The following is a 25,925-nucleotide window of genomic DNA, read 5'->3' as shown; positions in this document are numbered from 1 at the left end:
TGCGTGATTGACTGAATACCGGCGATGGCTGGAGCGGGGACGGGGTGGAGATTCAGGTTCTGGGCGGCCTTTCGGTGCAAGTCCCTACCCGCACGTTGCGCCTTGGTACGCCGAAACAGCAAGCGATCTTCGCGATGCTCGCAGTTCAGCCGGGCCAGCTGGTGACAGTGTCCGAGCTCGTCGATGAGTTATGGAACGATTGCCCACCGCGATCAGCGGTCGCGAATGTTCTCAGCTATGCCGCGAATCTGCGCCGGGCTTTCGAGGCCTGCCCGTCGGGCCGAGGGATCATCGTGCGGCAGCGGAACGGCTATCGGCTCGACGTACCGCCGGAGCTGATAGACATCTTTTGCTTCGAGGCGGAGCGAAGCGCTGGTCGGGAAGCCCTGACCGCCGGCCACCTGGACGAGGCTCGGGTGCTGCTAGGTAGCGCCGTGACGCGGTGGCAGGGCCCGATGCTGGCAGGCATCCCGCTCGGGCCGGTCCTGACCGCCCGAACAGTGGCTGCCGAGGAAGAGCGCCTGTTGGCCACGGAACTCCTGGCGGATGTCCAACTCCGCTCCGGCCGGGATGACCTGGCGATTCCGCTGTTGCGGGAGGTGGTGGCCCGCCATCCGCTCCGCGAACCGGCCTACGCCCTCCTGATGCGGGCGCTGCATGAGAGCGGCGATCATGCTGGAGCGCTCGTCGCGTACGACGAGATCCGGACACGGCTGAGCGCGGAGCTGGGGGTGGTCCCAGGGGCCGATATCGAAGAACTGCACCGCAGGATCGCCACCCCAGTCCCGACGCCGGTCGTGGTCGCCCAACCAGAACGCTCCGAGTCGATAGTGCGCGACGGGGAGAGTGCAGCGGTATCTGAACAGACGCGCCAGCTCAAGCCGGTGGATCATCTGCCCCGGGCGGTCGCCGACTTCGTCGGGCGGGAAGACGTGCTGGCGCGGTTGCTGGCGGAGACGCGGCGCGTCGAGGAACGAGTGCCCGCCGTGCACATCATCGACGGGATGGCTGGCAGCGGGAAGACGACCCTCGCCGTCCACCTGGCCCGTCGGTTGTCCGCCCGGTATCCGGATGCCGTGCTGTTCATCGACCTGTGCGGGCATGGCGAGAAGAATCAGGTGGAGCCAGCGAGCGCCCTGGTCACCCTGCTTCGTCAACTTGAGGTGCCGGCCGAGCAGGTTCCGGTCGAGTTCGAGGCCAAGGTGGAGTTGTGGCGACGAGAACTGGCTCGCCGGAGGTCTGTGATCGTCCTCGACAACGCCGCGAGCAGCGAGCAGATCCTGCCACTCCTGCCGACCGAGCCGACCGCCGTTGTGCTTGTGACGTCACGGCGGCGACTCTCCCACCCGGACGTCGCCCCTTCGCAGACGCTGCCGGTCATGAACCCCGAAGAGAGCGTCGACCTCCTTGCGCTGACTGTTGGCCGGGCTCGGGTCAGCGCCGAGCCGGAGGCGGCTGCCGAGGTGGTCCGGCGATGCGGTCACCTTCCCCTGGCGATCCGACTCGCCGGCGCGAGGCTGGCCCACCGGCGCGCAACTGGCGGTTGGCGGATCTCGCCGAGCAGATGGCCGCTGGCGGGCCTGCGCTGCACCATCTGGCGCAGGAGGAGAGCGCTGTCGCCAAAGCCTTCGCCGCCTCGTACGAACCTTTGCCGGAGGCGACCAGGCGAGTCTTCCGGTTCTTCGGTCTGTACCCCGGTAAGCGGCTCAGCCCGTCGGCCGTCGCCGCCCTGACCGGCCTGACGGTGACGGAAGCCCGCGCGGCGCTCGACGAGCTCGTCGATCGGAACCTGGCGGAGGACCTGGACTCCGCGCGGTACGGGCTGCACGACCTCATGCGCCAGTACTCCATCGAGCTGTGCGTTCGCACCGACTCCCCGAGCGACCGGAGCCTCGGGCTTGGCCGGCTGTTCGACTTCATGCTGGAGGCGGCCCTCAGGGTCGCCGATCTACTGGAGCCCGGTGTCGTCAGATCCCAGGTCATCCACCTCTGGTCCGGCCGTTCTGAACTGTTCGAGGCGCTCGGAGAGCCGCACGCTGAATGGTTGGAGTCCGAGCGGGCGGAGCTGCTGACGATGGTGTTGGCAGCACATGAGGCAGGCTTCTATCGGCACTCCTGGCAACTGGCCCGCGCCCTCTGGCGGTTCTGCTACATCCGCGGATATTTCGAAGACATCATCCTGACCCACCGTGATGCGCTGGAGGCGGCGGAGGCGGCGGGAGACACCGATGCGATGGCGTTGATGAACAACTACCTGGCCTCCGCCTATGTCCGAACCGGTGACAACCGCAAGGCGCTGGACCACCTCACCCGTTCCGTCGCCCTCTCCCGCGACTCCCGGGACGTGTTGAGGACGGCGCGCTACCGCGCCAACCTTGCCGCTGTCTACTGGTGGAGCGGCCAGCTCAACGAGTCTGTGACGCTGGGCTTCGAGTGCATGCGTGACAAGGCCTATGGCGAAGTAGGCGGGCCGATATTGCTGCCGAACCTTGGGTTGGCGCTCTCGGCGTTGGGACGCCATAAGGAGGCGTTGCGGCTACACCGTCTCCACCTGGCGTGGGCGCGAACGCACTCCGACGATTTCCATGTGCTCAACGCTCTCAGCCACATCGGCGGCGTGCGAGCCCGCATGGGCGATCTTCCCCAGGCGATCCGGATCCTCCTAGCCTCGTTGGCCCTGCGTGAGCGAACCGGCCATCGGTATGCCGAGGCTGAGGTGCGCAACGACCTCGGAATCGCCTATCGCGGTCTTGGCCGACTGGTCGAGGCCCAGCAGGAACACGAGGTCGCCCGGAAGCTGTCGATCGCCTCAGGGGAACGGCACGTCGAGGCGGCGGCGTTGAACGACCTCGGGCGCACCCTGCGGGCGCAGGGGCGGGAGGTCGAGGCGGCCGAGATGCACGAGGCGGCCCTGCGGTTGGCGACCCGGATCGCGCATCCGTACGAGCAGGGCCGGGCTCTGGCCGGGCTGGCCGAACATTTCGCCGGCATCGACCCGGCCGAGGCCCGGCGGCACTGGGAGCGCGCGCTGGCGATCTTCCGGCGGATGGGTGTACCGGAGCGCTTCGACGCCGAGCGCCGCCTTGCCGAGACGGAAACCACCGAAGTAGAGCACTGACCTGCGCGGACAGCGCTTATCGATTTCTTATCGCCGGACCCGCTAGCTTTGCGCCGTGACGACGCACGGGGGAGGTTCTGCCTCTGGGCAGAACCAGGTCGTCGACACGACACCTGCTGCCAGGTTTCCCCAGTGACCTCGGTGGCGGGTTGGTGGGAAGGGGCGGCGGTCCCGCGAGCGCGCTGATGCACCCGGCGACGTGACCGGGCTGCCGCTCCTTCCGAGCACCTTCACGTCGTACCTCACCGATAGGCTCACGCCGTGACCGAACCCGCGCAGCTCAGCCACGTCGATCGCGCCGGCGCGGCCCGCATGGTCGACGTCTCCGCCAAACCGGTGACCGGCCGGTTGGCCGTCGCGGCGGGCCGCCTGCGGACGACGCCCGAGGTCATCGACCTGCTGCACCGTGACGGGTTGCCCAAGGGCGACGCGCTGGCGGTCGGGCGGCTGGCCGGGATCATGGGCGCCAAGCGCACTCCGGAGCTGATCCCGCTCTGCCATCCGATCGCCCTGCACGGTGTCACCGTCGACCTGCGGCTGACCGCCGACACGGTGGAGATCACCGCCACCGCCCGTACGGCGGACCGGACGGGCGTCGAGATGGAGGCGCTCACCGCGGTGGCCGTCGCTGGTCTCGCCCTTGTCGACATGGTCAAGGCTGTCGATCCGGCGGCCTCGGTGGAGGCGGTCCGGGTGCTGCGCAAGGAGGGCGGCAAGACCGGCGAGTGGGTCCGACCGGAGGACCGGCCGTGATCCGGGCGCGGGTGATCGTCGCATCCAACCGGGCGGCGGCCGGCGTGTACGCCGACACCAGTGGCCCGCTGCTCGTCGCCGGCCTGCGCGAGTTGGGCTGTCAGGTCGACGACCCGTTGGTGGTGCCCGACGGTGAGCCGGTCGGCAGGGCTCTGGAGGATGCTCTCGACGACGGCGTCGACGTGGTGCTGACCAGCGGCGGCACCGGCGTCACCCCGTCGGATCGCACGCCGGACGTGACCCGCGGCCTGCTGGATTACGAGATCCCCGGCATCGCCGAGGCCATCCGCGCGCACAGCCGTGACCGCGTCCCCACCTCGGTGTTGTCCCGTGGGCTGGCGGGGGTGGCGGGCCGGATGCTGGTGGTCAACCTGCCGGGCTCGACAGGTGGCGCCCGCGACGGGCTGGCCGTGCTCGGGCCGATCCTCGGGCACACAGTCGACCAACTTCGCGGCGGCGACCATTGACCGGGCGGGCGGGGTGCGGGCACCGAGGGTGTGGTGCCGTCCGCCCCGCTAGGCTCGACCGGTGAGCACGGAAACCGCACCAACCGCGGACCGGGTCGTCGCGCCCCCGCCGGCCGGGTGGGAGGAGGCGCGGTCCCGGGTGTACGCGGTCGGTCTGTCCGCAGCGCTCCCCGCCGTCGCCCGGCCACTTGTCGACACCGACGGTCTGACCCTGGCCGAGCCGTTGACCACCCGCACCGACCTGCCGGCCTTTCCCACCTCCAGCGTGGACGGCTGGGCCGTGCGGGGCGATGGGCCGTGGCGCGTCGTCGGCAGGGTGCTGGCCGGCAACACTCCCGCCCCGCTCGCTGACGACGGCACGACAGTCGAGATCGCGACCGGGGCCATGGTGCCCGAGGGCGCCACGGCCGTGCTGCGCGTCGAGGAGTCCACGGTCACGGATGGCCTGGTCAGCGGCACTCCCCGGCAGACACCGGAGTGGCGGCAGCCGGGCGAGGAGGCGTACGCCGATGAGGAACTTCTGCCGGTCGGCACGCCTGTCGACCCGGCGGTGATCGGCCTGGCCGCCTCCTGCGGACACGACACGCTGCGGGTCCGGCGGGCGCCGCGGGCCGCGCTGCTGGTCTTCGGCGACGAGTTGCTCACCGCGGGCCCGCCCTCGGCGGGTCGGGTGCGCGACGCCCTGGGGCCGGCGGTCCCGGCCTGGCTGCGACGGTACGGCTGCCAGGTCCGCCCATCCGACGTGGTGGGGCCCGTGGCCGACACGTTGCCCGCGCACGTGGCGGCGTTGCGATCGGCGCTGGCAAACGCCGACCTGGTCTGCACGACCGGCGGCACGATGCACGGCCCGGTCGACCACCTGCACCCGGCCCTGGAGGCGCTGGGCGCCGACTACGTGGTCAACACCGTGGCGGTCCGGCCGGGATTCCCGATGCTGCTGGCCCGGCTCGCCGGCCACGACGGTCGGGTCCGGTTCGTCGCCGGTCTGCCCGGCAACCCCCAGTCGGCGATCGTCGCGTTGGTGTCGCTCGTCGCCCCGCTGCTCGCCGGGCTCCAGGGCCGCTCGATGCCGGTGTTGCCGCAGGCCACATTGGCCGAGGCGGTGCCCGGCCGGGGCAATCACACACATCTTGCGCTGGTCCGGTTGGACCGGGCCGCCGGCACCGCCCATCCGGTGCGGCACGTCGGTTCGGCGATGCTGCGTGGGCTCGCCGGCGCCGACGGGTTCGCTGTCATCCGGCCCGACACCAGCGGCGAGCCGGGCGACCGGGTGCCGATCGTGCCGCTGCCGCTACTGCCTGGGGAGTGGGCGTCATGACCACGCCGGTGATCACGTTCGGTGAGGTCACCGACCAGCCGCTCGACCTCGCCGCGCACGAGGTTGCGGTCGCCGACCGGCGGGCCGGGGCGGTCGTCTCCTTCCAGGGCGTGGTCCGCGATCACGACCACGGACGCCCGGTGGTGAGCCTGGAATACGAGGGGCACCCGAGCGCCGCCCAGGTGTTGCGCGACGTGGCCGCCGAGATCGCCGCCGACCCCGACGTGTACGCGGTGGCGGTCTCGCACCGGGTCGGCCCGCTGGCGATCGGTGACGTGGCGTTGGTCGCCGCGGTGAGCACCGCGCACCGCGCGGCCGCCTTCGCGGCCTGCGCCCGGCTCGTCGACGAGGCCAAGGCCCGGTTGCCGATCTGGAAGCGTCAGGTCTTCGCCGACGGCACCGAGGAATGGGTCAACTGCCCCTGACGGTTCAGCGGCGACCGTTGACGAGCGCGGCGCGGTTGAGGCGTTCCCCGTAGAACGCCGGCTCGGCGCCCGGCCGCCACGGCAGCGCGGCGACAAGCACGATCAGCGCGAGAGCCAACGAGTTCTCCATGAGCGCACCGAACAGGCCGTCCTGGTAGTGCGACTCCTCCGGCAGTTGGTGCTCGTACGGCCAGATCGGGGAGACCAGGAAGAGCAGGTACAGCCCGACCGCGGCGACGCCGTGCCGCAGCCCGGTCAGGGTGGGGTACCAGATCGGTGGGCGGAGGCTGTTGAGACCGGTCAGCCCGCCGAACGCCGGACCCTGGCTGCTGCGCTGCGCCACGCTCCGACTCGCCTCCCGGCGACGGACCGCCGCGTCGGCCAGCACGATGATCGCCGGGATCACCCAGACCAGGTGGTGCGTCCAGGAGATCGGGCTGATCACATTCGCGGTGAGGCCGACCAGAGTGAACGCGGTCAACTCGTCACCGTCGGCGCGGGAACTGGCCGCCCGTGACAGGCCGAGCGCCAGGATCAGCACCGAGAAGGCGAACCAGAGCAGCCCCGGAGTCTCGATCGAGTCGTACAACCGGGCCAGCAGGCCGGCGAGCGACTGGTTGGGCGTCATGTCGGCCGCGCCGACCCGTTCGGTCTGCCACAACACGCTGCCGAAGTACGCCCGCGACTCGTCGCCGACGATGCCGAAGCTCGCCACTGTGACGCCGATGGTGGTGCCGATCGCGGTGGCCGCCACCCGCCACTGACGGGTGATCAGCAGGTAGGCGATGAACAGCGCCGGAGTGAGCTTGACGGCGGTGGCCAGGCCGATGCCGGCACCGGCCCAGGCGCCGCTGTAGATGAAGCGCAGCAGGGGGCCGTCGGTCGTGTCGTAGTGGGTGCCCCGGCGTGAGCGCCACCGAAGCCCGATCAGGTCGGCCATGATCAGGGCGAACAGCAGGATGTTGACCTGGCCGTAGCCGAGGGTTTCCCGGCCCGGCTCGATGGCGACCGCGAGTGGCACCGCCACCGCCACTGTGAACCAGAGGGGCCAGCCCAGCCGGTCCACTATGGGTCGGAGCAGCCCGGCCAGGATCAGCGCCAACGCGGCGATGCTGGCGAGCGCGTTGACCATGCCGGCGCCGGCGATCGGAAGCTGCGCCATCGGCAGCATGACGAGCCCGGCGAACGGTGGGTAGGTGAAGCCGAGCGTGGTGCCGGGCGCGATGAACTCGTAGAGCTCGTGACCGCTCGCCCACCACACCACCGCGCCGTGGTAGATCTTCATGTCGAAGAAGTTGTACGGTCGCCCGAACTCGCCGATGGCAAGCCATGCGGCATAGGCGACGGCGGCCACGATGGCACCCCGTACGACGTTCCTGCGATCGATCCCACGCATCACGCGTTGAACTGGGGCGAGGCGGTCCGCCCGTCTACCGACAATCGTCGGCATGGCGTGGCCACCCCCGTACCAAGGTCGTCCTACCCGTCCAGGTCCTGCACGGAGCCTAGAACGGCGCCTCACGTCAGTGCCTCCCGCGTTATGCGACCGTGTCCGATCCCACACATGTTTTTGACATTTCCACCGCGTTAACGCCAAGCGGGTGGTTCAGGTAATTCGCGGCCTTAGCGGGGGTGGGAGGCAGCGGAGAGGGAGATCGACGCAGGTCAGCCGGGCAGGCGTCGGGCGGTCGCGGCGGACCGGACGGCGATCCGGGCCTCCCGCTTGGCCGTACGGACGGCACGCTGCACGGAACGTCGAGAGTGACCGATGCGGTGGCCGGTGCGCCACCGTAGACCCGGCTTGCCCTCGGTGTCGGCCGCGGCGAGCAGTAGACCGCCGAGGAGACCGAGGTTCTTCAGGAAGTGAACCTTGTTCGTGTCACGCAAGGCTGGTTCGTCGTCCTGGTTCCAGAAAGGATGCCCGGCGACGGTCGTCGGCACGAGTGTGCCGGCGAGGACCAGCGCGGCGGGCCGGGTGAGTCGTCCGGTGGCGAGCATCAGCCCGGCGCCGAGCTGCACCGCCGCGTTGATGCGGATCAGTTGCTCGGTCTCGGTGGGGAAGTTGGGGTGCACCTTCTTCAGCAGCGGCGTCGCCCGCTCGGTCACCGGCGCGGCCTTCTGGGCGAGCCGTTCCGGGGCACGGAGGTTGCGGTATCCGCTGACGACGAAGATGCCGCTCAACATGGCACGGGAGAGGGAGCGTACGGGCGTCATGGATCAGTCATACCCCGTCGCGGCGTTCGTTACCCTGCCAACCGCCGGATCCGGATCGGTGGACGTGCACGCCGCGCCACGCCGATTCGAGCGACAGTCGCTGATGGACCGGCCTCGACGGGTAACGTCGCGCGGGTGACGACGCTGCGCCTCCGACCCGAGGGTCCGGCCGACACCGGGTCGGTGCGTCGGGTGCTGGCAGGCGCGTTCGCCCGACCGGACGTGTCGACACCGCCGGAGGTCGTCCTGGTCGACGAGCTGCGGGGCACCGAGGCGTGGCTGCCGGAGCTCGCCATGGTCGTCGAGCACGGCGGTGAGGTCGTCGGGTACGCGCTGCTGACCCGCGTACGGGTGCGCCCCGACCGGGGCGGCGACGCTCCCGCCCTGGCACTGGGGCCGGTGGGCGTCGCACCCCACCGCCAGCGGGTGGGGCATGGCACGGCGGTGGTGCAGGCCGCGCTGGACGCGGCCACCGAGTTGGGTGAGCAGACGGTAGTGGTGCTCGGCGCCCCGGCCTTCTACCGGCGGTTCGGCTTCGGGCCGGCCGTCGACCTGGGCCTGACAAGCCCGTGGTCCGGGCTCGGCGAACCGTGGCAGGCGTTGGTCCTGCCGCCGTCGACAAGCGGCGAGGCACCGCCGCCGCGAGGTGAGGTGCTCTTTCCCGCGCCCTGGTCCAAGGTCTGACGCCGCAGACGACCGTGCGCTGTCAGGCCGGCTGGGTACGCAGGTACCGGCCGAAGTGCGGGACGGTGAAGGCCACCGTGCCGCGCTCCCCGGAGTAGATGAGCCCCTTCTTGATCAGCGCGTCCCGGGCCGGTGAGAGGCTGGCCGGCTTGCGGCCGAGCGCTCGGGCGATCTCCGCTGTGGGCACTGCGGCGTCCATGTCGTCGCGCGTGACACCACTGGACTCGCCGTCCACGAGGGACAGCGTGGCCATCGCCCGCATGTACTCGCGTTCGGCCGGGGTGGCCCGCTCGAACCGGGAGCCGAAGAAGCCGACTGCCAGTTCGGCCTCCGCTTCCGGGGCGGCGACCCGCACGTCGGCGGCGGTGATCGGGGAGCGCGGCGCGTGATCCCAGGTCGCCTTCCCGTACGCCTGCACGAAGTAGGGGTATCCGCCGGACTTCTCGTAGAGCAGATCGAGCGCCTTCTGCTCGTACTCCACTTCCTCACGTTCGGCCGGCGCGCAGAGCGCCTGGTCGGCGGCGATCCGGTCGAGGCGGTCGATGCGCTGGTAGCGGAAGAGCCGCTCGGAGTACGACTTCGCGGCGCTGAGTACGGCCGGCAGGTGCGGAAGGCCGGCGCCAACGACGATCAGTGGCGCGCCGATCTGGGACAGCTCATGGCAGGCGGCGCAGAGCGCCGACACGTCCTCCGGCCCGAGGTCCTGCATTTCGTCGATGAAGATGGCGATGCCGGTGCCCACGTCGCTGGCCACGGCGGCGGCGTCGCTGAGTAGCTCGACCAGGTCGATCTCGATGTCGCCCGAGTCGGCGCGGCCGCTGGCGGCGGGAACGTCGATTCCGGGCTGCCACCGGTCGCGCAGCTTCGGGGACGCCCCAGCGCGCCCAGCCGGTGCGGACCGCTGGGCGAACGCCTTGAGGACGCCGAGGAAGGCGTCGATCCGGTCGGGCGCGCGGTGCCGGGGCGCGAGTTCGCGGACCGCCATGTGCAGCGCGGCGGCGACGGGGCGGCGCAGTGACTGGTCCGGACGTGCCTCGATCTTGCCGCTGCCCCAGAGGTGGTTGATCGCCTGCGACCGCAGGGTGTTGAGCAGGACGGTCTTGCCGACTCCGCGAAGCCCCGTGAGCATCAGGCTGCGCTCGGGGCGGCCCCGGGCGATGCGCTCCAGCACGATGTCGAAGACGTCGAGCTCCCGCCCCCGTCCGGCTAGTTCGGGCGGGCGCTGACCTGCGCCCGGGGCGTAGGGGTTGCGGACCGGATCCACGCATCGCAGAGTATCGGCCCATCTAGCTGCCAGGCTAGAAATGGATAGACGGAGCTACCGGCGTGTCGGCTGTCGCCAGCAAGTCGGGGCCGTCGACAAGAAACTAGGGCTGTCTAGCGTCCACGCTAGACAGCCCTAGTTTTGTCAATCGCCTAGCGCTTCTTCAGGCAGAGCACGTAGTCGAACAGGTCGACAGTGTTGTCGTGCACGTAGTTCGCAGTGGCCTGCGGCGCCAGCGTCTTGCACCGGTCCCCGTCAGTCGTCGCCGGAATCCGCAGCAGCACCTGGTAGGTGCCCGGCCCACACGGCACCTTGCGCAGATCCGCGTCGGCCTCGGTGCCGTCGTTGACCACGCAGTCACCCCTGGCGAACTCCTCCCTGTCCGGCGACGGCTCGGCTGGCGACGGCTCGGCCGGGCTCGGAGCGTCGCTGGGCAGCGCAGGCGGAACGACAGAAACGCTCGCCGACGGCATTGGCCTGGCCTCCTCACCTTCGTCGGTGACCTTCCAGACCGCCCAGCCGGCCAGACCCAGACAGGGGCAGAGCACGAGCAGCACCGCAAGCGCCACGATCAGAGCGACCTTCCGGCCGGTCCTGTTCGTCGGCGGGGCCGGCGGCATCCCGTACCCACCAGGCGCCGACGGCCCCCACGGCGCGTCTCCCGGGCCCGGCCCGGCGGGCGGGAACGGACCCGCCTGGCCCGGAGGAGGACCGGCCGGTGGGAACTGGCCCGGAGGCGGGAAGTGCCCCGGCGTCGGGCCGGCGGGCGGGAACGGGCCGGGCGGCGGCTGGCCGGCACCGGAACTCGGCGTCGGAGGACCCGCGTCCGAGGTGGGCGCAGGGCCCCACGCGGCGGGCGGCGGCTCCGCACCGGGCGGGGGATCCCACCTGGGTACGGTCGGTGGCTCGCCGCCGGACGGCGGGCCCCACTGCTGTCGGGTCGGGTCCTCGTCGGGCGGTGGGCCGTAGGTCGTCATGTCATCCCCCGGAATGGTGGGTTCAGCGCTGCTTGAGGCAGAGGACGAAGTCGAGGGTGTCCAACTCGCTGTCGAAGAAGTACCAGTTGGTGTAGCCCTCGACCTTGGCGCACTTGGCCTCGGCGTCGCGCTCACCGCTTGTCGCGCCATCGATGCGGCGCAGCACCTCGTACGACTTCGGCGCGCAGTCGCTGATCAGCAGCTTCGGTTTGCCGCCCGCCGGACCCTCGTTGCGTACGCACTGGCCGACCTTGGCGAATCGCGGGTCGGCGGACGACTCCGGTGCCGCGGCGCTCGGCGTTGGATCGGTCGGCGCGGGCACGTCCGCGTCGGGCTCCCCGGCGGCGGCCGAAGCGGTCGGGGTGGCAACAGTGGCCGGGTCGTCCGATCCGCGCAGGAACCAGTAGGCGCCACCGCCCGCCACGAGCAGCAGCACGACGCCCAGAACCGCGATCAGCGGCCCCCGGCCACGCCTACCGGGTGCGGGCGAGGGAACTCCGCCGTACGGATCACCGGCGGGCTGGTACGGCTCCCCGCCGTACGCCGGGCTCGCCTCGGCGGGCCGGTACGCGCCGCCGTAGGGCGTGCCCGACTCGTAGGGCGCCGGGTTGCCGCCTCCGTACGCCGTCCCGCCGTCCTCGCCGCCGTAGGGAGACCGGGGACCGCCGCCGTAGGGCACCCCTGGACCGCCGCCGTAGGGGCCGTCGCCGTACGAACTGTCGCCGTAGGACCTCGGCGGTCCCTGCGGCACTGGTGGGTAGGACTCGGCCGCAGGTGGGTAGGGCTGCCGAGCCCGCTGTTCGGGCGTGTCGTCGGGTCGCTGCCCACGCCACGGGCCCCCGACGCCGCCACCCGGTGGTCCGTAGTTCGTCATTCCGCCCTCCAGGCTGGTGAGAGGCCGGCCACCAATGGACGACGCCGACTTCGAAGTCACCGTAGCGTGGTCCACCGATGACCTCATCCCCACCGAGTGCCGCACCAGGCCGCCGCGCCGACGCCGCACCGGCAATGATCTGGACCGCGTTGATCGTGGTCTACCTGCTCTGGGGCTCGACCTACCTGGCCATCCGGGTCACCGTGGAGACGCTTCCTCCGCTGCTCTCGGCCGCCGGGCGATTTGCCGCCGCCGCTCTGGTGCTGGCGGTGGTGCTGCGGCTGCGCCGAGGGCCCGGGGCCCTGCGGGTGGACCGGCGGCAACTCGGCTCCGCCGCGCTTATCGGAGTCCTCCTGCTCACCGGCGGCAACGGCCTGGTGGTGCTAGCCGAATCCGGGCCGCCCGGGGTGGCGGTGCCCTCCGGGATCGCCGCGCTGCTTGTGGCGACAGTGCCACTGCTCGTCGTGCTGCTGCGATCCGCGACCGGGGACCGGCCACCGCTCTGGACGTTCGCCGGGGTCACGGTGGGCTTCGCAGGTCTGGTCCTGCTGGTGCTGCCCAGCGGCGGCGGGGGCGCGGTGCCTCTGGTCGGGGCGCTGACAGTGGTGGCTGCGGCCACCGCCTGGTCGATCGGGTCGTTCCTGTCGGGACGGATCCGGATGCCCACCGACCCGTTCGTGGCCACCGTGTACGAGATGGTGGCCGGCGCGTTGGCACTGGCCGTCGTCGCTGCCCTCCGGGGCGAGCTGCGCGACTTCCATCCGGCGTCGGTAAGCACCCGCTCGTGGGCGGCACTCGTCTACCTCATGGTGGCCGGCTCGCTGGTGGCCTTCACGGCGTACGTGTGGCTGCTGCACAACGCACCCATCTCGCTCGTCTCGACGTACGCCTATGTGAACCCGGCGGTCGCGGTGGCGCTGGGTGCGCTGCTGGTGGCCGAGCCGATCACCACGCAGGTGCTGCTCGGCGGCGCCGTCCTCGTCGCCGGGGTGGCTCTGGTGGTGAGCACCGAACGGCCCCGGCGCAAGAGCGCGGTTACACGATCGGGGGCCGCGCCAGCGGGCGACCGGCAGTAGCTTCCGGTCCATGTCTGCCGCCACGCTGGTGCCTGTCGCGTTGCTGGGCGCACTGGTCGGTGTCGTCGTACCCCTGGTTGCCCGGCGCTTTACGACAGTGCCGTCCCCTCGGCGCGTCTCGGGCTGGCTCAGTCCGCCGCTCGCGGCGGCCGTGTTCGTCGGGCTCGCCGCAGCGGTCGGTGACGACCCGGCACTGCCGGTCTTCCTCGCGGTGGCGGCGGTGGGGCTGGTGCTGGCCCTTGTCGACCTGGCCTGCCTGCGGCTGCCCGACGCACTGGTCCTCACCGCCGGCGCGTTGGCCCTCGGTGGCCTGACCAGCGCGGCGTTGCTGACCGACACCTCCGGGCGGCTGGTCGGTGCGTTGGCAGGCGCGGCGGTCGCCGGCGCGGCGCACGTGCTGCTGGCGGTGCTGCCCGGCTCCCGGCTGGGCTTCGGGGACGTGAAGCTCGCGGGCGTTCTCGGCCTACCGCTCGGCTGGCTCGGCCGGGACGCCCTGCTGGCCGGGCTGTTCCTGCCACACCTGCTGCACGGTGCCGTGGTGCTCGGCCTGCTCGCCGCGCGGCGGGTCCGCCGGGGCACGCTACTGCCATTCGGCCCGGCCCTGCTCGCGGGCGCCTGGCTCGCCACGGTGGTGCGCTGACGCTGCCGCTCCGGCGGCCCACCGCCCGACCCCTGGCCGAGCGGCCCGCGCCGCCCGCACCGGACCGTCAGATCAGGCGGAGCTGGCGGTCCTTCGGGCGGCGCGGCTCGGTCTCGCCGAACCGCTCGAACAGGCCCGGGTCGATGGCACCGAGGAACGGTGACGGCGAGCAGTCGCGCTCCACACCGTGCCGGGTGCGGCGGGCGGCATGGCTGACGTACAGGCGGTCCTGGGCGCGGGTCAGGCCGACGAAGAAGAGCCGACGTTCCTCGGCGACCGCGTCCTCGTCGGATGTCGAGCCGGGCCAGCGCAGCGGCAGTAGCCCATCCTCGGCACCGACCAGGAACACCACAGGGAACTCCAGACCCTTGGCGGCGTGCAGGGTCAGCAGCGTGACCGCCTCGGCGCGCGGGTCGAGGGCGTCCACCTCGGCGCCGGTGGCCAACTGCGACAGGAACATCTCCAGGTCGTCGCCGCAACGTCGGGCAAGTGGGGTCAGCAGGTCCACGGCCGAGCGGACGTCCTCGGGGCGTACCGTGCTGGCGGCGCCGTCGAGGGTGGGCACCGCGAACCGTTCCGCGACGACCTGGCCGGCCAGGCGCACCCGGGCGGCCAGCGAACCGGCCAACCCGTCGGCGTGCCGCAACTCGCGGGCGATGGCTGCCACCCCGGGTCGGTCCCGCAGCCGGTCGTGCGAGCGCTTCTGCACCGGGATGTTGGCCCGGGCCAGTGCGTCCACGATCGGGGCGGCTTGCGCGTCGGTGCGGTACAGCACGGCGATGTCGGAGAACGACAGGGTGGTGGCCCGGCCGTCGATCCGGCCCGAGTCCAGCGAGCGGTGGGACAGCCCGCCGACCAGTTCGTCGACGGTACGGACCACGAAGTCGGCCTCCTCGGCGACCGACGCCGCCGGGTAGCGGCCGACGAGCGGCGCCTCCGGGTCGAGCCGGGCCGGGTCCAGTCGCCGGCCACGCACCAGCGAAGACGGCGCGATGGCCTGCACGGCGGCGGCCAGGATCGGTGCCGACGAGCGGTAGTTGCGGTTGAGCCGGACCAGCCGGGCATCCGTGAAGTCCTGCGAGAAGCGCAGGAAGTAGCCGACGTCGGCACCCCGGAACGAGTAGATGGCCTGGTCCGGGTCGCCGATCGCGCAGAGGTTGCCGTCGGCGGGGCTGAGTAGCCGAAGCAGCTCGTACTGCACCGCGTCGACGTCCTGGTACTCGTCGACGAAGATCCACCGCCAGCGGTCCCGGTACCGCTCGACAAGCTTCCGGTCGGCCCGCAGCAACTCCACCGGCAGGCTCACCAGCTCGTCCAGGTCGACCAGATCCTGCTTGCGCAGCAGCGCCACATAGCTGGTGAGGTCGTCGCCGGCCTCCGACCGGGCCGCCGCGCGCTCGCCGTCGTCGGCGATCCGGAAGTCGGCCGGCAGGCCCGCAGCCTCGGCGTTCTCCCGCAGGATCGTCAGCCCCAGCGCGTGGAACGTACCCACCGTGACGTCCTCGGCGACCGGGCCGAGCAGGCTGTCGAGACGGTGCCGCAGCTCCTCGGCCGCCCGCCTGGTGAAGGTGATGGCCAGGCAGTGCTCGGGAAAGACGTTCAGCTCCGCACAGAGGTACGCGATCCGGTGGGTGAGCGTCCGGGTCTTCCCGGTGCCCGGACCGGCCACGATGAGCAGCGGGCCGCCGGGCGCGGACGCCGCAACCCGCTGCATCGCGTCCAGCCGGTCCAGCAGACCGGTGCCGACCTCCTCCATCCCCGCGAGCATCGGTTCGAACGGCTCGTGCGGCGACGGCGGCGACGCGATCGGCGGAGCAGGAGGCGGCGCCGGAGCCTTCCGCTTCGGCTCCGCCTTCGCCGCCGCCGGGCGCTTGGCCGTGGAGCGGGCCGCCGGCTCGGTGGGCCGCCGCTGCGCCGGCACAGGTACGTCGAACAGCGTCTCCTGTGCCGTACCGGCACCGGCTCCCAGCTCCGCCGGATCGAAGAGGGTGATGACGCCGTACTCGCCGTCGTAGCCGGGCACCCGGCGTACGTCGCCGCGCCGCAGTCGACCGATGCCCTCCGCGAGCAACTCGCCCCCGGCCTGGGCGATGTCCGGCAACGGTGTCGTGGTGAGGATCTCCAGCTCGGGGCCGAGCACGGCGAGCAACTCGTTGAGCCGCCCCTCCACCTTCTTCGAACGCGCGCCCACCTTGTTGATCTCACCGAGGATCTCGGCGAGCGGCACCAGGTGGGTGACGTCGCGGGCGTGTGCCGGTCGGTGCCCGTCCGGGCGGTCGGCCAACTCCTCGATGCGGCTGAGGACGCCCACTGTGAGCGGCTTGCCGCACTCGGGGCAGCGCCCGTCGGCAGCCCGGGTGCGCTCCGGGGACCAGTTCACCCCGCACAGCCGGTGCCCGTCCGCGTGGTACTTGCCCTCCTCGGGGAAGAACTCGATGGTGCCGGCGAGACCGTCGCCGGTCCGCAGCGCCTCCCGGATGGCGAAGTAGTCCCGTTCGGCCGCCAGCACAGTGGCCTCGCGGCCCAGCGCCGGTGGGGAGTGTGCGTCGGAGTTGGAGACCAGTTGATAGCCGTCCAGACTGCCGACTCGCCAGTTCATCGCCGGGTCGGAGGAGAGCCCGGTCTCCACGGCGAAGATGTGCTCGGCCAGGTCGGCGTAGCAGTCGGCGATCGCGTCGAAGCCGGACTTCGAGCCCAGCGCCGAGAACCACGGCGTCCAGATGTGCGCCGGGACGAGGTAGCCATCCGGGCTCGCCTCCAGGGTGATCTCCAGCAGGTCCCGGGAGTCCAGACCGAGGATCGGCCGGCCGTCCGAGCCGAGGTTGCCGATCCGCCCCAGCGCTGTGTTGAACCGGGCCACCGCATCCAGGTCCGGCAGATAGATCAGGTGGTGCACCTTGCGGGTGCGGTCGTCCCGCTTGTAGATGGTGGAGATCTCCACGCTCAGCATGAACCGCACCGCGTCCGCGTCGGTCGTGCCGGCGAGGCGCGGCGGCAGCCGACGGGCGATGTCGCGTTCCGCCTCCGGGTCCAGGCGGTAGAGCCCCGGCTCGGCCGGGCGCAGCGTCTCCCGCAGGTGGTCGTACCAGGCGGGATGGGTGAAATCACCGGTGCCGAGCAGGGCGATGCCCTTGCGCCGGGCCCACCACGCCAGGTTCGGCAGCGTGAGATCGCGGCTGCACGCGCGCGAATATTTCGAGTGGATGTGCAGGTCCGCGACGAAAGGCGGGAAGCCACCGGGGGGTACGGCGCTGAACGGGGGCACGCCGCATCCTGTCACGTGCGCCATGCCCACCGCCTACCGCCACGCGCGGACGTGACGTCCGCTATGACGAGCGCAACTCCACGAGGGTGATCTGCGGTTCGGCGCCGACCCTCACCGGCGGACCCCAGAAACCGGCGCCGTTCGTCACGTAGACCTTGGTGCCGTCGACCTCACCGAGGCCACTGACCACCGGCTGTTCCAGGCGGACGGCGAGGTTGAACGGCACCATCTGCCCGCCGTGGGTGTGCCCGGAGAGTTGCAGGTCGACGCCGTACCGGGCCGCTTCCTTCGCCGCCACGGGCTGATGCGCGAGCAGCACCACCGGGCGGCTCGGATCGCGATCACCGAGGGCGGCGGCGAAGTCCGGGCCAGCGGCGAGGCCGGTGCCCGTGCCGGACAGGTCGTTCACACCGGCCAGGTCGAGCACGCCACCCCGGGCCTGGATCTCCTGCCGCTTGTTCTGCAGCACCCGCAGGCCGAGCCGGTCCACCTCCTGGACCCACTCCTCCACCCCCGAGTAGTACTCGTGGTTGCCGGTGACGAAGAAGCTGCCGTATCTCGAACGCAGGTCACGCAGTGGCGCGGCGGCCGAGCCCAACTCGGCGACGGAACCGTCGACCAGGTCACCGACGACGGCCACCAGATCGGCGTCGAGACGGTTGATCGCGGCGACGATCCGCTCGGTGTGCGCACGACCACGCAGCGGGCCGATGTGGATGTCGGAGACGGTGGCGATGCGGAGGCCGTCCATGCTGCGCGGGAGCTTCGCGAGCGGGATCTGCACCCTGTCGAGTTGTGGTGGGCCGAGGGCCGTGCGGATGCCGTACCCCGTGATGCCGGTGGCGGTGAGGCCGGCGAAGATGGCCGCCCCGCGGGCCAGCAGCAGCCGGCGGGCCGGGTCGTGGTCCGGTGTCCGCACGGCGGCGGCGGCCGGAGGCTCGGTGGGCCCGGCGGCGCCGACGAGCACCGGCTCGGGTGCCGCGGTGGTCGGCTCGGCGGCGGTCACGCGGCGGCGGAGCACCAGCCGGGCCACGAGCATCGGCACTTCCAGCACGACGAGGACGACGAGCAGGTAGAACATCAGCGCGAGCCAGAGGTAGCCCGGCCAGGCGAGCCAGTAGAGACCGGCCTGCGTGCCGGCCATGGTGGCCGGCACGAGCAGCGCCAGCACCAGGGCGGCGATCCCGCCGACCCGTCGCCGGCGGCCCGGCGCTGTGGTGTCGCGGATCAGCCGCTTCCACAGGTAGAGGTGGATGAGGCCGGTGACCAAAGCCAGCACGGTCACGAACCCGAGTACCGCCAACATCCGTGCGCCTCCCTCAGCCGCCCGCGAACGGGGGCAGGACATCGATCGTGGCCCCGCCGGGCAGGGGTGCCTGCCGATCATGACAGGTGACGCCGTCCACGAGGAAACTGGCGACCCGCAGCACGCCGCCAAGTCGATCACCGTGCCGCTGGGCCAGGTCGGCGGCGAGGTCGTCGAGCGACCGGCCGGCGGGCGCCGTCTCCTCGGAGCGCCCGGCCGCGGCACGCGCGCCCGCGAAGTAGCGGACGGTCAGCTGGTCCTGGGTCATGCCTCAGCCTCCGATCGCGGACATCGGCCGGGTCGGCTGGAGGAAGGTCGGGTCGTCGATGCCGTGCCCGGCGCGCTTGCCCCACATCGCGGTGCGCCACCGCTGGGCCAACTCGTCGTCGGTCGCGCCACCGCGCAGGGCCGCCCGCAGGTCGGATTCCTCCGTGGCGAACAGGCAGGCGCGGACCTGGCCGTCGGCGGTCAGCCGGGTGCGGTCACAGTCGCCGCAGAAGGGGCGGGTGACGCTGGCGATCACGCCGACCCGGGCCGGGCCACCGTCGACCAACCAGGTCTCCGCCGGGGCCGCGCCGCGCTCGGCCGGGTCGGGGCTCAGATCGAACCGGGTACGCAGGGAGGCCAGGATCTCCTCGGCGGTCACCATCGTGGTGCGGTCCCAGCCGTGCTGCGCGTCGAGCGGCATCTGCTCGATGATCCGCAGCTGGTAGCCGTGGTCAACGGCGAAGCGGAGCAGCGCCGGTGCCTCGTCCTCGTTGACGCCACGCATCAACACAGAATTGATCTTCACCGGGTTGAGCCCGGCGGCAGCCGCTCCGGCGAGGCCGGCGAGCACCGCGTCCAGGCGGGGACGGCGGGTCAGCTGTGTGAACCGGGCCGTGTCCAGGGTGTCCAGCGAGACGTTCACCCGATCCAGACCGGCATTGGCCAGCGCGGGGGCCAGCCGGTCCAGGCCGATGCCGTTCGTGGTGAGCGAGATGCGAGGGCGGGGCATGAGCGCGGCGACCGAGGCCACGATGCCGACCAGCCCGGGCCGGATCAGTGGCTCACCGCCGGTGAACCGCACCTCTGTCACGCCGAGCCGCTCGACGGCCACCCGGACCAGCCGGACGATCTCGTCGTCGGTCAGCAGTTGCGGACCCGCGAGCCAGGGCAGCCCTTCGGCCGGCATGCAGTAGGTGCACCGCAGGTTGCACTTGTCGGTGAGGGACACGCGAAGATCCCGCGCGACGCGGCCGTACCGGTCGACGAGGACGCCGTCGGTCGGCGGGGCGACGCTCACCTGTCGACCGTAGCGCGCTCGAGCCCGCTCAGAGCGGCACCGGCGGTCTGGACGACCGCATCCCGGTAGCTGGCACCGAAGAGCGCTGTGTGCACGAGCAGCAGATGCAGCTGATGCAGAGGCACCCGGGCACGCCATCCGTCCGGCAGCGGCCAGGTCTCCCGGTAGGCCGCCAGGACCCGATCCAGGTGGGGGATGCCGCCGAAGAGCGCCAACTGGGCGAGATCTGTCTCCCGGTGCCCGCCGTGCGCCGCCGGGTCGACAAGCCAGACCCGCCCGTCGGCACCCCACAGCACGTTGCCCGGCCACAGGTCACCGTGGATGCGGGCGGGCGGCTCGTCCCCGCCGAACTCGCCGATCCTGCCGATGACCTGCTCGACCACCGCCGCGTCGGCACCCTCCAACGCGCCACCGTCGACCGATCGACGCAGGTAGGGAACGAGTCGACGCTCGGCGAACCACGTCGACCACTGCCTGTCGTCGACGGTGTTGTCCTGCGGGAGCGCCCCGATGAAGCCGGGCCAGGTCGCGCCGAAGGCCGGCGGACCGGCCCGGTGCAGGCCGGCCAGCTCCCGACCGAACCGCTCGGCCGCCGTGGGCGTCGGCTCGCCGGGCTCCAGCCAGTCGAGCGCCAACAGGTCGGGCAGCGCCACGATCACCTCGGGTACGCCCACAGCGTCGGCCTCCCGCAGCCAGCGCAGCCCGGCGGCCTCGCTGGCGAAGAAGCCCTCCGGCGCCGGCTGGTCGGCCCGCTCCGGCCAGGACTTGGTGAAGATCGAGTGGCCGTCGTCGAGGGTGAGCCGAGCTGCGGCGCAGATGTCCCCACCGGCGACCGGCGTCTCCCGGATCCGCTGATGGGTCAGGAACGTCGGCAGGTGTGCCGGGTGCGCGCGCAGGTACGCCAGGTCCATCAGCGCACGGTAGCCGCTGCCCGTGACACCCGGGTGCACGCGACCACATCGAGGCATGCGTGATCGGCGATTACCAGGCCGAATACGCTGCGTAGCTGTGGATAAGCCGCGTGTCATCCACAGGGGCGGCGCAGCCGGAGGGCCGCCCCGCAGGCTGCCGACATGACCTCGACCGAACGCCCGCAGCTCGCCGTCCGCTCACCTGCCGACCTGCTCGCCGCCGTGCCGTACCTGCTCGGCTTCCATCCCGCCGACAGTGTGGTCGCTGTGGCGCTGCTCGGCCGGCAGATCATCTTCGCCGCCCGCGCCGACCTGCCCGACCCGTCCACCGATCCGGTCGACCAGGCCCGGCACCTCGCCGGAGTGATCCACCGGCAGGGCGCGGAGGCCGCCACCGTCGTAGGTTACGGGCCGCCCGACCGGGTCACCCCGAGCGTGGACGCCGTCCGCATCGCCCTGACCGGAGCCGGCCTGGACGTGCTCGACGCGCTGCGGGTGACCGACGGTCGATGGTGGTCCTACCTCTGCACCGAGGCCGACTGCTGCCCACCCGAGGGTCGGCCCTACGACCCGGCGGCCAATCCCGTCACCGCGTCGGCCGTCTTCGCCGGCCAGGTTGCGTTGCCTGACCGGGCCGCCCTCGTGGCGCAGGTCGCGCCGGTGCAGGGCCCCGCCCGGGACGCGCTGCGCGCCGCCACCGTCCGGGCCGATCGGCGGCTGGCCGACCTGATCGAGCACGCCTCCGCCAGTGACCTGCTCGGCAGTCGGGCTGTGCGTTCCGCAGGCGCGGCTGCGATCCGGGAGGCGCAGCGCCGCCAGCGTTGCGACGAGTTGCTCGACGACGACGAGGTCGCCTGGCTGTGCCTGCTGCTGACTCACCTGCCGGTCCGCGACCACGCCTGGGAACGCACCGACGGCCGTGACCGGGACATCGCCCTCTGGACCGACGTGCTGCGCCGGGCCGAGCCGGAGTTCACAGCCGCGCCCGGTGCGTTGCTGGCGTTCGCCGCCTGGCGAGCTGGGCAGGGTGCGCTGGCGGCGGTGGCGCTGGAGCGCACGCTCGGCCTGCACCCGGACTATTCGCTCGCCCTCCTCCTGGACGACCTGCTGCGGCGGGGCGTGCCCCCGTCCGAGCTGGACGGCTGGCCCTCGGTCGGAATGCCGGGCGTGGTCCGCCCCCGCAGGAGGCGCCGGCGTGGCCGCAGCTGATCGGCTCCGATGCGTGGCCACCAGGGGCGCGGTGTCTGCTGCGTCACTCCGGCCCGGCCAGCCTACCTACCGATAGGTAGGCTGGGTTTCGTGACCGCCACCTCTACGATCTCCGTCAGCGACCTGACGAAGTCCTACGGCACCCGGAACGCACTGGATCGGCTCTCGCTGACGGTCGAACGTGGCAGTCGTACTGTGGTCCTCGGGCACAACGGGGCGGGAAAATCCACCCTCCTGGAGATCATCGCCACGCTGCGCACCCCGACGTCCGGCACCGTCACCGTCGAAGGCCACGACACCGTCACGCACGCCCGCGAAGCCCGTCGACTCATCGGGCTGACGCCGCAGGCCAACGCACTGGACCCACTCGCCACCCCGACCGAGGTTCTCACCTTCCAGGGCGTTGCCCTCGGGCTCGACCGCAGGGTCGCCGCACGCCGTACCCGGAACCTTCTCGAACTCTTCGGCCTCCAGGACCAGCACAGGACACAGATCTCGAAGCTGTCCGGCGGAACGCGTCGGAAGGTCGACCTTGCCGTGGCCCTGGTCTCCGAACCGCCGATCGTGATCCTCGACGAGCCGACCACTGGCCTCGATCCCCTCAGCCGCCTGGAGTTCTGGAACGAGCTGAGGCGACTCAACCAGAACGACCGGACCCTCCTGATCTCCACCCAGGATCTCCACGAGGCCGATGTCCTCGCCACCGACGTCGTGGTCCTCCGCGACGGGGCGGTCACCGCACAGGGCTCCCCGGAGTCGTTGAAACGGTGGGTCGGGGAACGCACCCTGACCCTCGGGCTGACCGACGAACTCACCACGCAGACGTTCCTGACCTCCTCGCGTGCGCCGTTCCGCGCCGAGACCGACGAACCCCGAACGGTGCGGCTCGCGCTCTCCAGCGACCCGGAGGCGCTGAAGACCGCACTCGACGACATCGGCCAATTCGCCCGTGGAATCGAAGAGTTCCGCCTGACCGAACCCTCGCTCGACGACGTCTTCGTCGCCCTCGCCGCCCGCGGACGCGGGCCCGAGCACCTCCGCTAAGGACGCCACACGTGAGTCTTCTCGACGTCTCTCTCGTTCCCACGCGCAGGACCGCGCTTCCGATCGCTGTCGCCGCGACCAGGCGCTCCACACGCGTCGTCCTGCGTTCTCCGGCCCTCCTGGTCGCCCCCATCGCACAGTCGCTGTTCTTCCTGCTCATCTACTCCGGGCAGCTCAGCACCGTGGGCAGCGGCTATCTCGCGGGAGGCAGCTTCATCTCGTTCCTGCTGCCGCTGATCCTGCTCACCGGAGTGGCAACCGCCGCCGGCACCGCGGGAACGCTCGTCCTGCGGGATGTCAGCAGTGGTTATCTCGATCGACTCCGGTTGGCGCATGGCACCGCAACACCGTTCCTCATGGGCGCCGTCATCGCGGCTCTCGTCGCCGTCATCATCGGAATGTTCACCACGATCGTCGGGGCGGTGCTCATCGGCTACCGGCCGCAGAGCTGGGCGGGAGCGGCGGCCGTGATCGTCCTGATGCTCGTGCTCGGCCTGGGCATCGCCCTGCTAAGCGTCGCCGTCGCGATCCGGTCGGGCTCGGCGACGAGCACCAACCTTGTCACTCTCGCGGTGTTCGGGCTGTCGTTCTTCACAGGGGTGTTCGCTCCGGTGGACGAACTCGCCGGTTGGATGCGCGTGATCGCGACCGTCAACCCGCTCACCCACGTCGTCGACACCGCCCGCCAGCTCGAAAGCGGTGCCACACTCTCGGCCGCGCCAATCGCTCTCGCCGCACTCAGCGCGCTTGTCGTCGCTGGAGTCGCCGCCTGCGTCCTGGCCGTCAACCACGCTCGGAGGAACCGATGACCGCCACAGCAGACACCCGGTCGCAGATCCTGGACGCCTTCGGCGAGCAGTTGGCAGCCGTGGGCTATCAGGGCGTGTCCCTGGTCGGAGTTGCGCGGACGGTGGGCATCCAGAAGCCGTCCATCTACCACCACTTTCCCGGTGGCAAGGAGGAGCTCTACGCGGCCGTCGCGCTGAGGTTCGTCGAGGATCTCCGTACCCGCCTCGCGGCGGCGCTGGCAACCGAAGGGACGCTTGAGGAGAAGCTGCGGGCGCTCGCAGTGGTGTCGGCGGAGCACTCCCCCCGGGCCATCTCCTTCGAGCAGCGTGTCTACGACGCGCTCGACCTCGTCTCCGAGGAGACACGCACCGACGTGTCGCAGCGGTACGTCGACGGCGTTCTCAACCCGGTCGCCGAGCTCTTTCGCGGAGCAGTCGAGGCCGGAGACGTCGCAGGTGATCCCTGGTTCCTCATGAACGCGTTCCTCCACCTCGTACGCGCGACCGACCTCACGAAGGAACCCGACGGCAGCGCTCAGCTCGTCGCGCTCTTCCTCGACGGTGCTCGGGCACCGGGAGCTGTCCGTCGAAGGATGTAGCCGACGTTCGTTCCATGGGTCGAGTTGTCCGGCGGTGCGTCGCCGCAGAATGATCAGGTGCCTCTCCGAAGCGAATGCCCCACGTGAGCGTCGCACTGCTGCTGACGCTCGCCGGTCTGGCCCTGGTCGACAGCACCAGCATCGGCACCCTCTTCATCCCCGTCTGGTTGCTGCTCGCGCCCGGAACGGTCAACGCCCGGCGGATTCTCGTCTACCTGGGCACGATCACCCTGTTCTACTTCGCGGTCGGGCTGTTGCTCGCAGTGGGCGGCAGCCGACTGGCCGACGTCCTCGGCGGGGCGCTCGACAACCGGCCGGTGCTCTGGGCACAGCTCGTCCTCGGGGTGGGGCTGTTCGCGCTCAGCTTCCGCTACGACGGCAAGCGACGCCCGCGCGGTGGCGGTGTGCTGCGGTGGCGGGACCGTGCGACGGCCGGTGACTCCTCGACGCGCTGGCTGGTGGGGTTGGCGCTGCTCGCCGCGCTGGCGGAGGTGGCGACGATGCTGCCGTACCTCGGAGCGATAGGTCTGCTGACCACCTCCGGGGTCGGCGCGGCGCAGATGGTGGGATTGCTCGCCGGATACTGCCTGGTCATGGTGCTGCCGGCGGTCCTGCTGCTCGCGGCAAGGCTGGCGTGGCCGAGGCTCGTCGAGCCGGTGCTGGTCCGGCTCAACGCGTGGATCGTGCGGCACTCCGGCGGCATGCTCGGCTGGATCCTCGGCATCGCCGGTTTCCTGCTGGCCCGCGACGCCGTGATCCGGCTGGGGCTGCTCGACGAGCTGGTGATCAGACTGTGACCCGCTCGGGGCGGGCGTAGACGTTCATCGTGTTTCCGCGCAGGAAACCGACAAGCGTCATCCCCGCCTCCTCGGCCAGCTCGGCGGCGAGGGTGCTCGGGGCGGAGACGGCGGCCAGCAGCGGCAGGCCCGCCATCCACGCCTTCTGGGTCAGTTCGAAGCTGGCCCGGCCGGAGACAAGCAGGAGGTGCCCGGCCAGCGGCAGCCGGCGTTCCCGCACCGCCCAGCCGATCACCTTGTCCACCGCGTTGTGCCTGCCCACGTCCTCCCGGAGCACCACCAGGTCACCCGCAGGGGTGAAGAGCCCGGCCGCGTGCAGCCCGCCGGTCCGGTCGAAGCCCCGCTGGGCAGCGCGCAGACGGTCGGGCAACTCGGCGAGGACGGCTGCCGCAACGGTGAGCGGGTCCGCCTCGACCGGGAACAGTGACCGGGTACGGACCGCGTCGATGCTGGCCTTGCCGCAGACCCCGCAGGAACTGGTCGTGTAGAAGTTCCGGGACGGGTCGGTGGTCGGTTCCGGCACGCCGGGGGCGAGCACCACGTCCACCACGTTGTACGTGTTCGGCGTCTCCGCGCCTGCGCAGAGCTGGGCGGTAAGCACGTCGTCGGTCGACCGGATCAGCCCTTCGGTCAACAGGAACCCGATGGCCAGGTCCAGGTCGTCGCCGGGCGTGCGCATCGTGACGGCGAGGGGTTTGCGCCGCCCGGGGCCGGCAGCGCCCACCCGGATCTCCAGCGGTTCCTCCACCGCCAGGTTGTCCGGCCGGCGCACGGAACGGCGGCCGTCGGCCGCCGCGCCCAGGTCGATCCGGAGTACGCCCCGTCGGTCAGTTGCCCGTCCCATCCCGCCATCCTGCACCCCGCGCCGGTACGCCCGCACGAGTGCCGGGCATCGGGCACCCGCAGTGACC

Annotated in this window: 24 protein-coding genes and 1 pseudogene; 14 read left to right on the top strand and 11 right to left on the bottom strand. The window is 71.5% G+C overall.

The window, feature by feature from the left end:
- The first annotated feature begins 44 nt into the window (after positions 1 to 44).
- From ADK66_RS00900 to ADK66_RS00875, 6 genes are all read left to right on the top strand, one after another.
- Complete coding sequence (locus tag ADK66_RS00900; protein ID WP_053651625.1) at positions 45 to 1,733, top strand: AfsR/SARP family transcriptional regulator; 1,689 nt, start codon at positions 45 to 47, stop codon at positions 1,731 to 1,733.
- Positions 1,649 to 3,118, top strand: a complete 1,470-nt coding sequence (locus tag ADK66_RS00895) for a tetratricopeptide repeat protein (RefSeq protein ID WP_053651623.1) — start codon at positions 1,649 to 1,651, stop codon at positions 3,116 to 3,118. The genes ADK66_RS00900 and ADK66_RS00895 overlap by 85 nt, the downstream gene beginning before the upstream one ends.
- A gap of 261 nt (positions 3,119 to 3,379) precedes the next feature.
- Complete coding sequence (gene moaC / locus ADK66_RS00890) at positions 3,380 to 3,871, top strand: cyclic pyranopterin monophosphate synthase MoaC (protein WP_053651621.1); 492 nt, start codon at positions 3,380 to 3,382, stop codon at positions 3,869 to 3,871.
- Positions 3,868 to 4,338, top strand: coding sequence for a molybdenum cofactor biosynthesis protein B (locus ADK66_RS00885; RefSeq protein WP_053652325.1), 471 nt, complete (start codon positions 3,868 to 3,870; stop codon positions 4,336 to 4,338). Before moaC ends, ADK66_RS00885 begins: the two co-directional genes overlap by 4 nt.
- Before the next feature lie 61 nt (positions 4,339 to 4,399).
- Positions 4,400 to 5,656: a molybdopterin molybdotransferase MoeA gene (locus tag ADK66_RS00880; RefSeq protein WP_053651619.1), complete on the top strand. Its 1,257-nt coding sequence runs from the start codon at positions 4,400 to 4,402 to the stop codon at positions 5,654 to 5,656.
- Complete coding sequence (locus ADK66_RS00875; RefSeq protein WP_053652324.1) at positions 5,653 to 6,081, top strand: molybdenum cofactor biosynthesis protein MoaE; 429 nt, start codon at positions 5,653 to 5,655, stop codon at positions 6,079 to 6,081. The genes ADK66_RS00880 and ADK66_RS00875 overlap by 4 nt, the downstream gene beginning before the upstream one ends.
- 4 nt (positions 6,082 to 6,085) lie before the next feature.
- Here the strand turns inward: ADK66_RS00875 and ADK66_RS00870 are convergent, their stop codons facing one another.
- Positions 6,086 to 7,531 carry a glycosyltransferase 87 family protein gene (locus ADK66_RS00870; RefSeq protein ID WP_053651617.1) on the bottom strand — a complete coding sequence of 482 codons (1,446 nt, stop codon included), beginning with the start codon at positions 7,529 to 7,531 and terminating at the stop codon, positions 6,086 to 6,088.
- Positions 7,532 to 7,746: 215 nt separating this feature from the next.
- Positions 7,747 to 8,295, bottom strand: a complete 549-nt coding sequence (locus tag ADK66_RS00865) for a DoxX family protein (protein ID WP_053651615.1) — start codon at positions 8,293 to 8,295, stop codon at positions 7,747 to 7,749.
- Positions 8,296 to 8,430: 135 nt separating this feature from the next.
- Between ADK66_RS00865 and ADK66_RS00860 the strand changes: the two genes are divergently transcribed.
- Entirely contained in the window at positions 8,431 to 8,979 is a 549-nt protein-coding gene (locus ADK66_RS00860) for a GNAT family N-acetyltransferase (RefSeq protein ID WP_053651613.1), read from the top strand.
- Positions 8,980 to 9,001: 22 nt separating this feature from the next.
- On the opposite strand, the gene ADK66_RS00855 is transcribed toward ADK66_RS00860, so the two are convergent.
- The 3 genes and pseudogenes from ADK66_RS00855 to ADK66_RS32085 form a co-directional block, all read right to left on the bottom strand.
- On the bottom strand, positions 9,002 to 10,243 hold the full coding sequence (locus ADK66_RS00855; protein WP_053651611.1) for an ATP-binding protein: 1,242 nt from the start codon (positions 10,241 to 10,243) through the stop codon (positions 9,002 to 9,004).
- Positions 10,244 to 10,395: 152 nt separating this feature from the next.
- Positions 10,396 to 10,818 (bottom strand): hypothetical protein, encoded by a 423-nt coding sequence (locus ADK66_RS32645; RefSeq protein WP_053652323.1) that lies wholly within the window; start codon positions 10,816 to 10,818, stop codon positions 10,396 to 10,398.
- Between the two features lie 424 nt (positions 10,819 to 11,242).
- A pseudogene (locus tag ADK66_RS32085) lies at positions 11,243 to 11,707 on the bottom strand (flagellar basal body protein FliL); the annotation flags it as partial.
- Positions 11,708 to 12,171: 464 nt separating this feature from the next.
- Between ADK66_RS32085 and ADK66_RS00840 the strand changes: the two are divergent.
- A complete protein-coding gene (locus ADK66_RS00840) occupies positions 12,172 to 13,170 on the top strand; it encodes an EamA family transporter (protein ID WP_197281386.1) in 999 nt (332 codons plus the stop codon).
- Between the two features lie 10 nt (positions 13,171 to 13,180).
- A complete protein-coding gene (locus ADK66_RS00835; protein ID WP_053651609.1) occupies positions 13,181 to 13,810 on the top strand; it encodes a prepilin peptidase in 630 nt (209 codons plus the stop codon).
- A gap of 67 nt (positions 13,811 to 13,877) precedes the next feature.
- Here ADK66_RS00835 and ADK66_RS00830 read toward each other — a convergent pair whose 3' ends face one another.
- From ADK66_RS00830 to ADK66_RS00810, 5 genes are all read right to left on the bottom strand, one after another.
- Positions 13,878 to 17,075: a UvrD-helicase domain-containing protein gene (locus ADK66_RS00830; protein WP_053652321.1), complete on the bottom strand. Its 3,198-nt coding sequence runs from the start codon at positions 17,073 to 17,075 to the stop codon at positions 13,878 to 13,880.
- 61 nt (positions 17,076 to 17,136) lie between these two features.
- On the bottom strand, positions 17,137 to 18,381 hold the full coding sequence (locus ADK66_RS00825) for a metallophosphoesterase (RefSeq protein ID WP_053651607.1): 1,245 nt from the start codon (positions 18,379 to 18,381) through the stop codon (positions 17,137 to 17,139).
- A 13-nt stretch (positions 18,382 to 18,394) separates the two neighbouring features.
- Entirely contained in the window at positions 18,395 to 18,649 is a 255-nt protein-coding gene (locus tag ADK66_RS00820) for a MoaD/ThiS family protein (protein ID WP_053651605.1), read from the bottom strand.
- A 3-nt stretch (positions 18,650 to 18,652) separates the two neighbouring features.
- Positions 18,653 to 19,666: a GTP 3',8-cyclase MoaA gene (gene moaA, locus ADK66_RS00815; protein ID WP_053651603.1), complete on the bottom strand. Its 1,014-nt coding sequence runs from the start codon at positions 19,664 to 19,666 to the stop codon at positions 18,653 to 18,655.
- A complete protein-coding gene (locus ADK66_RS00810) occupies positions 19,663 to 20,577 on the bottom strand; it encodes a fructosamine kinase family protein (RefSeq protein WP_053652320.1) in 915 nt (304 codons plus the stop codon). The genes moaA and ADK66_RS00810 overlap by 4 nt, the downstream gene beginning before the upstream one ends.
- Positions 20,578 to 20,739: 162 nt before the next feature.
- Here ADK66_RS00810 and ADK66_RS00805 point away from each other — a divergent pair, with 162 nt between their 5' ends.
- The 5 genes from ADK66_RS00805 to ADK66_RS00785 all read left to right on the top strand — a co-directional run bounded on the left by ADK66_RS00805 (position 20,740) and on the right by ADK66_RS00785 (position 25,014).
- Complete coding sequence (locus ADK66_RS00805; RefSeq protein WP_053651601.1) at positions 20,740 to 21,786, top strand: DUF4192 domain-containing protein; 1,047 nt, start codon at positions 20,740 to 20,742, stop codon at positions 21,784 to 21,786.
- A gap of 90 nt (positions 21,787 to 21,876) precedes the next feature.
- Positions 21,877 to 22,830 (top strand): ABC transporter ATP-binding protein, encoded by a 954-nt coding sequence (locus tag ADK66_RS00800; protein WP_231639856.1) that lies wholly within the window; start codon positions 21,877 to 21,879, stop codon positions 22,828 to 22,830.
- 11 nt (positions 22,831 to 22,841) lie between these two features.
- On the top strand, positions 22,842 to 23,639 hold the full coding sequence (locus tag ADK66_RS00795; RefSeq protein WP_053651600.1) for an ABC transporter permease: 798 nt from the start codon (positions 22,842 to 22,844) through the stop codon (positions 23,637 to 23,639).
- The gene (locus ADK66_RS00790; RefSeq protein WP_053651598.1) at positions 23,636 to 24,217 is read left to right on the top strand and encodes a TetR/AcrR family transcriptional regulator; all 582 of its coding nucleotides are present in this window, start codon (positions 23,636 to 23,638) and stop codon (positions 24,215 to 24,217) included. Before ADK66_RS00795 ends, ADK66_RS00790 begins: the two co-directional genes overlap by 4 nt.
- An 83-nt stretch (positions 24,218 to 24,300) precedes the next feature.
- Positions 24,301 to 25,014 carry a GAP family protein gene (locus ADK66_RS00785; protein ID WP_053652318.1) on the top strand — a complete coding sequence of 238 codons (714 nt, stop codon included), beginning with the start codon at positions 24,301 to 24,303 and terminating at the stop codon, positions 25,012 to 25,014.
- Here the strand turns inward: ADK66_RS00785 and fdhD are convergent.
- Complete coding sequence (gene fdhD / locus ADK66_RS00780; RefSeq protein ID WP_053651596.1) at positions 25,004 to 25,858, bottom strand: formate dehydrogenase accessory sulfurtransferase FdhD; 855 nt, start codon at positions 25,856 to 25,858, stop codon at positions 25,004 to 25,006. The genes ADK66_RS00785 and fdhD overlap by 11 nt on opposite strands.
- Between the last annotated feature and the right edge of the window lie 67 nt (positions 25,859 to 25,925).

Source organism: Micromonospora sp. NRRL B-16802, from assembly GCF_001279555.1.
Lineage (GTDB): Bacteria > Actinomycetota > Actinomycetes > Mycobacteriales > Micromonosporaceae > Micromonospora > Micromonospora profundi.
This window is presented reverse-complemented; position numbering and strand designations above follow the sequence as displayed.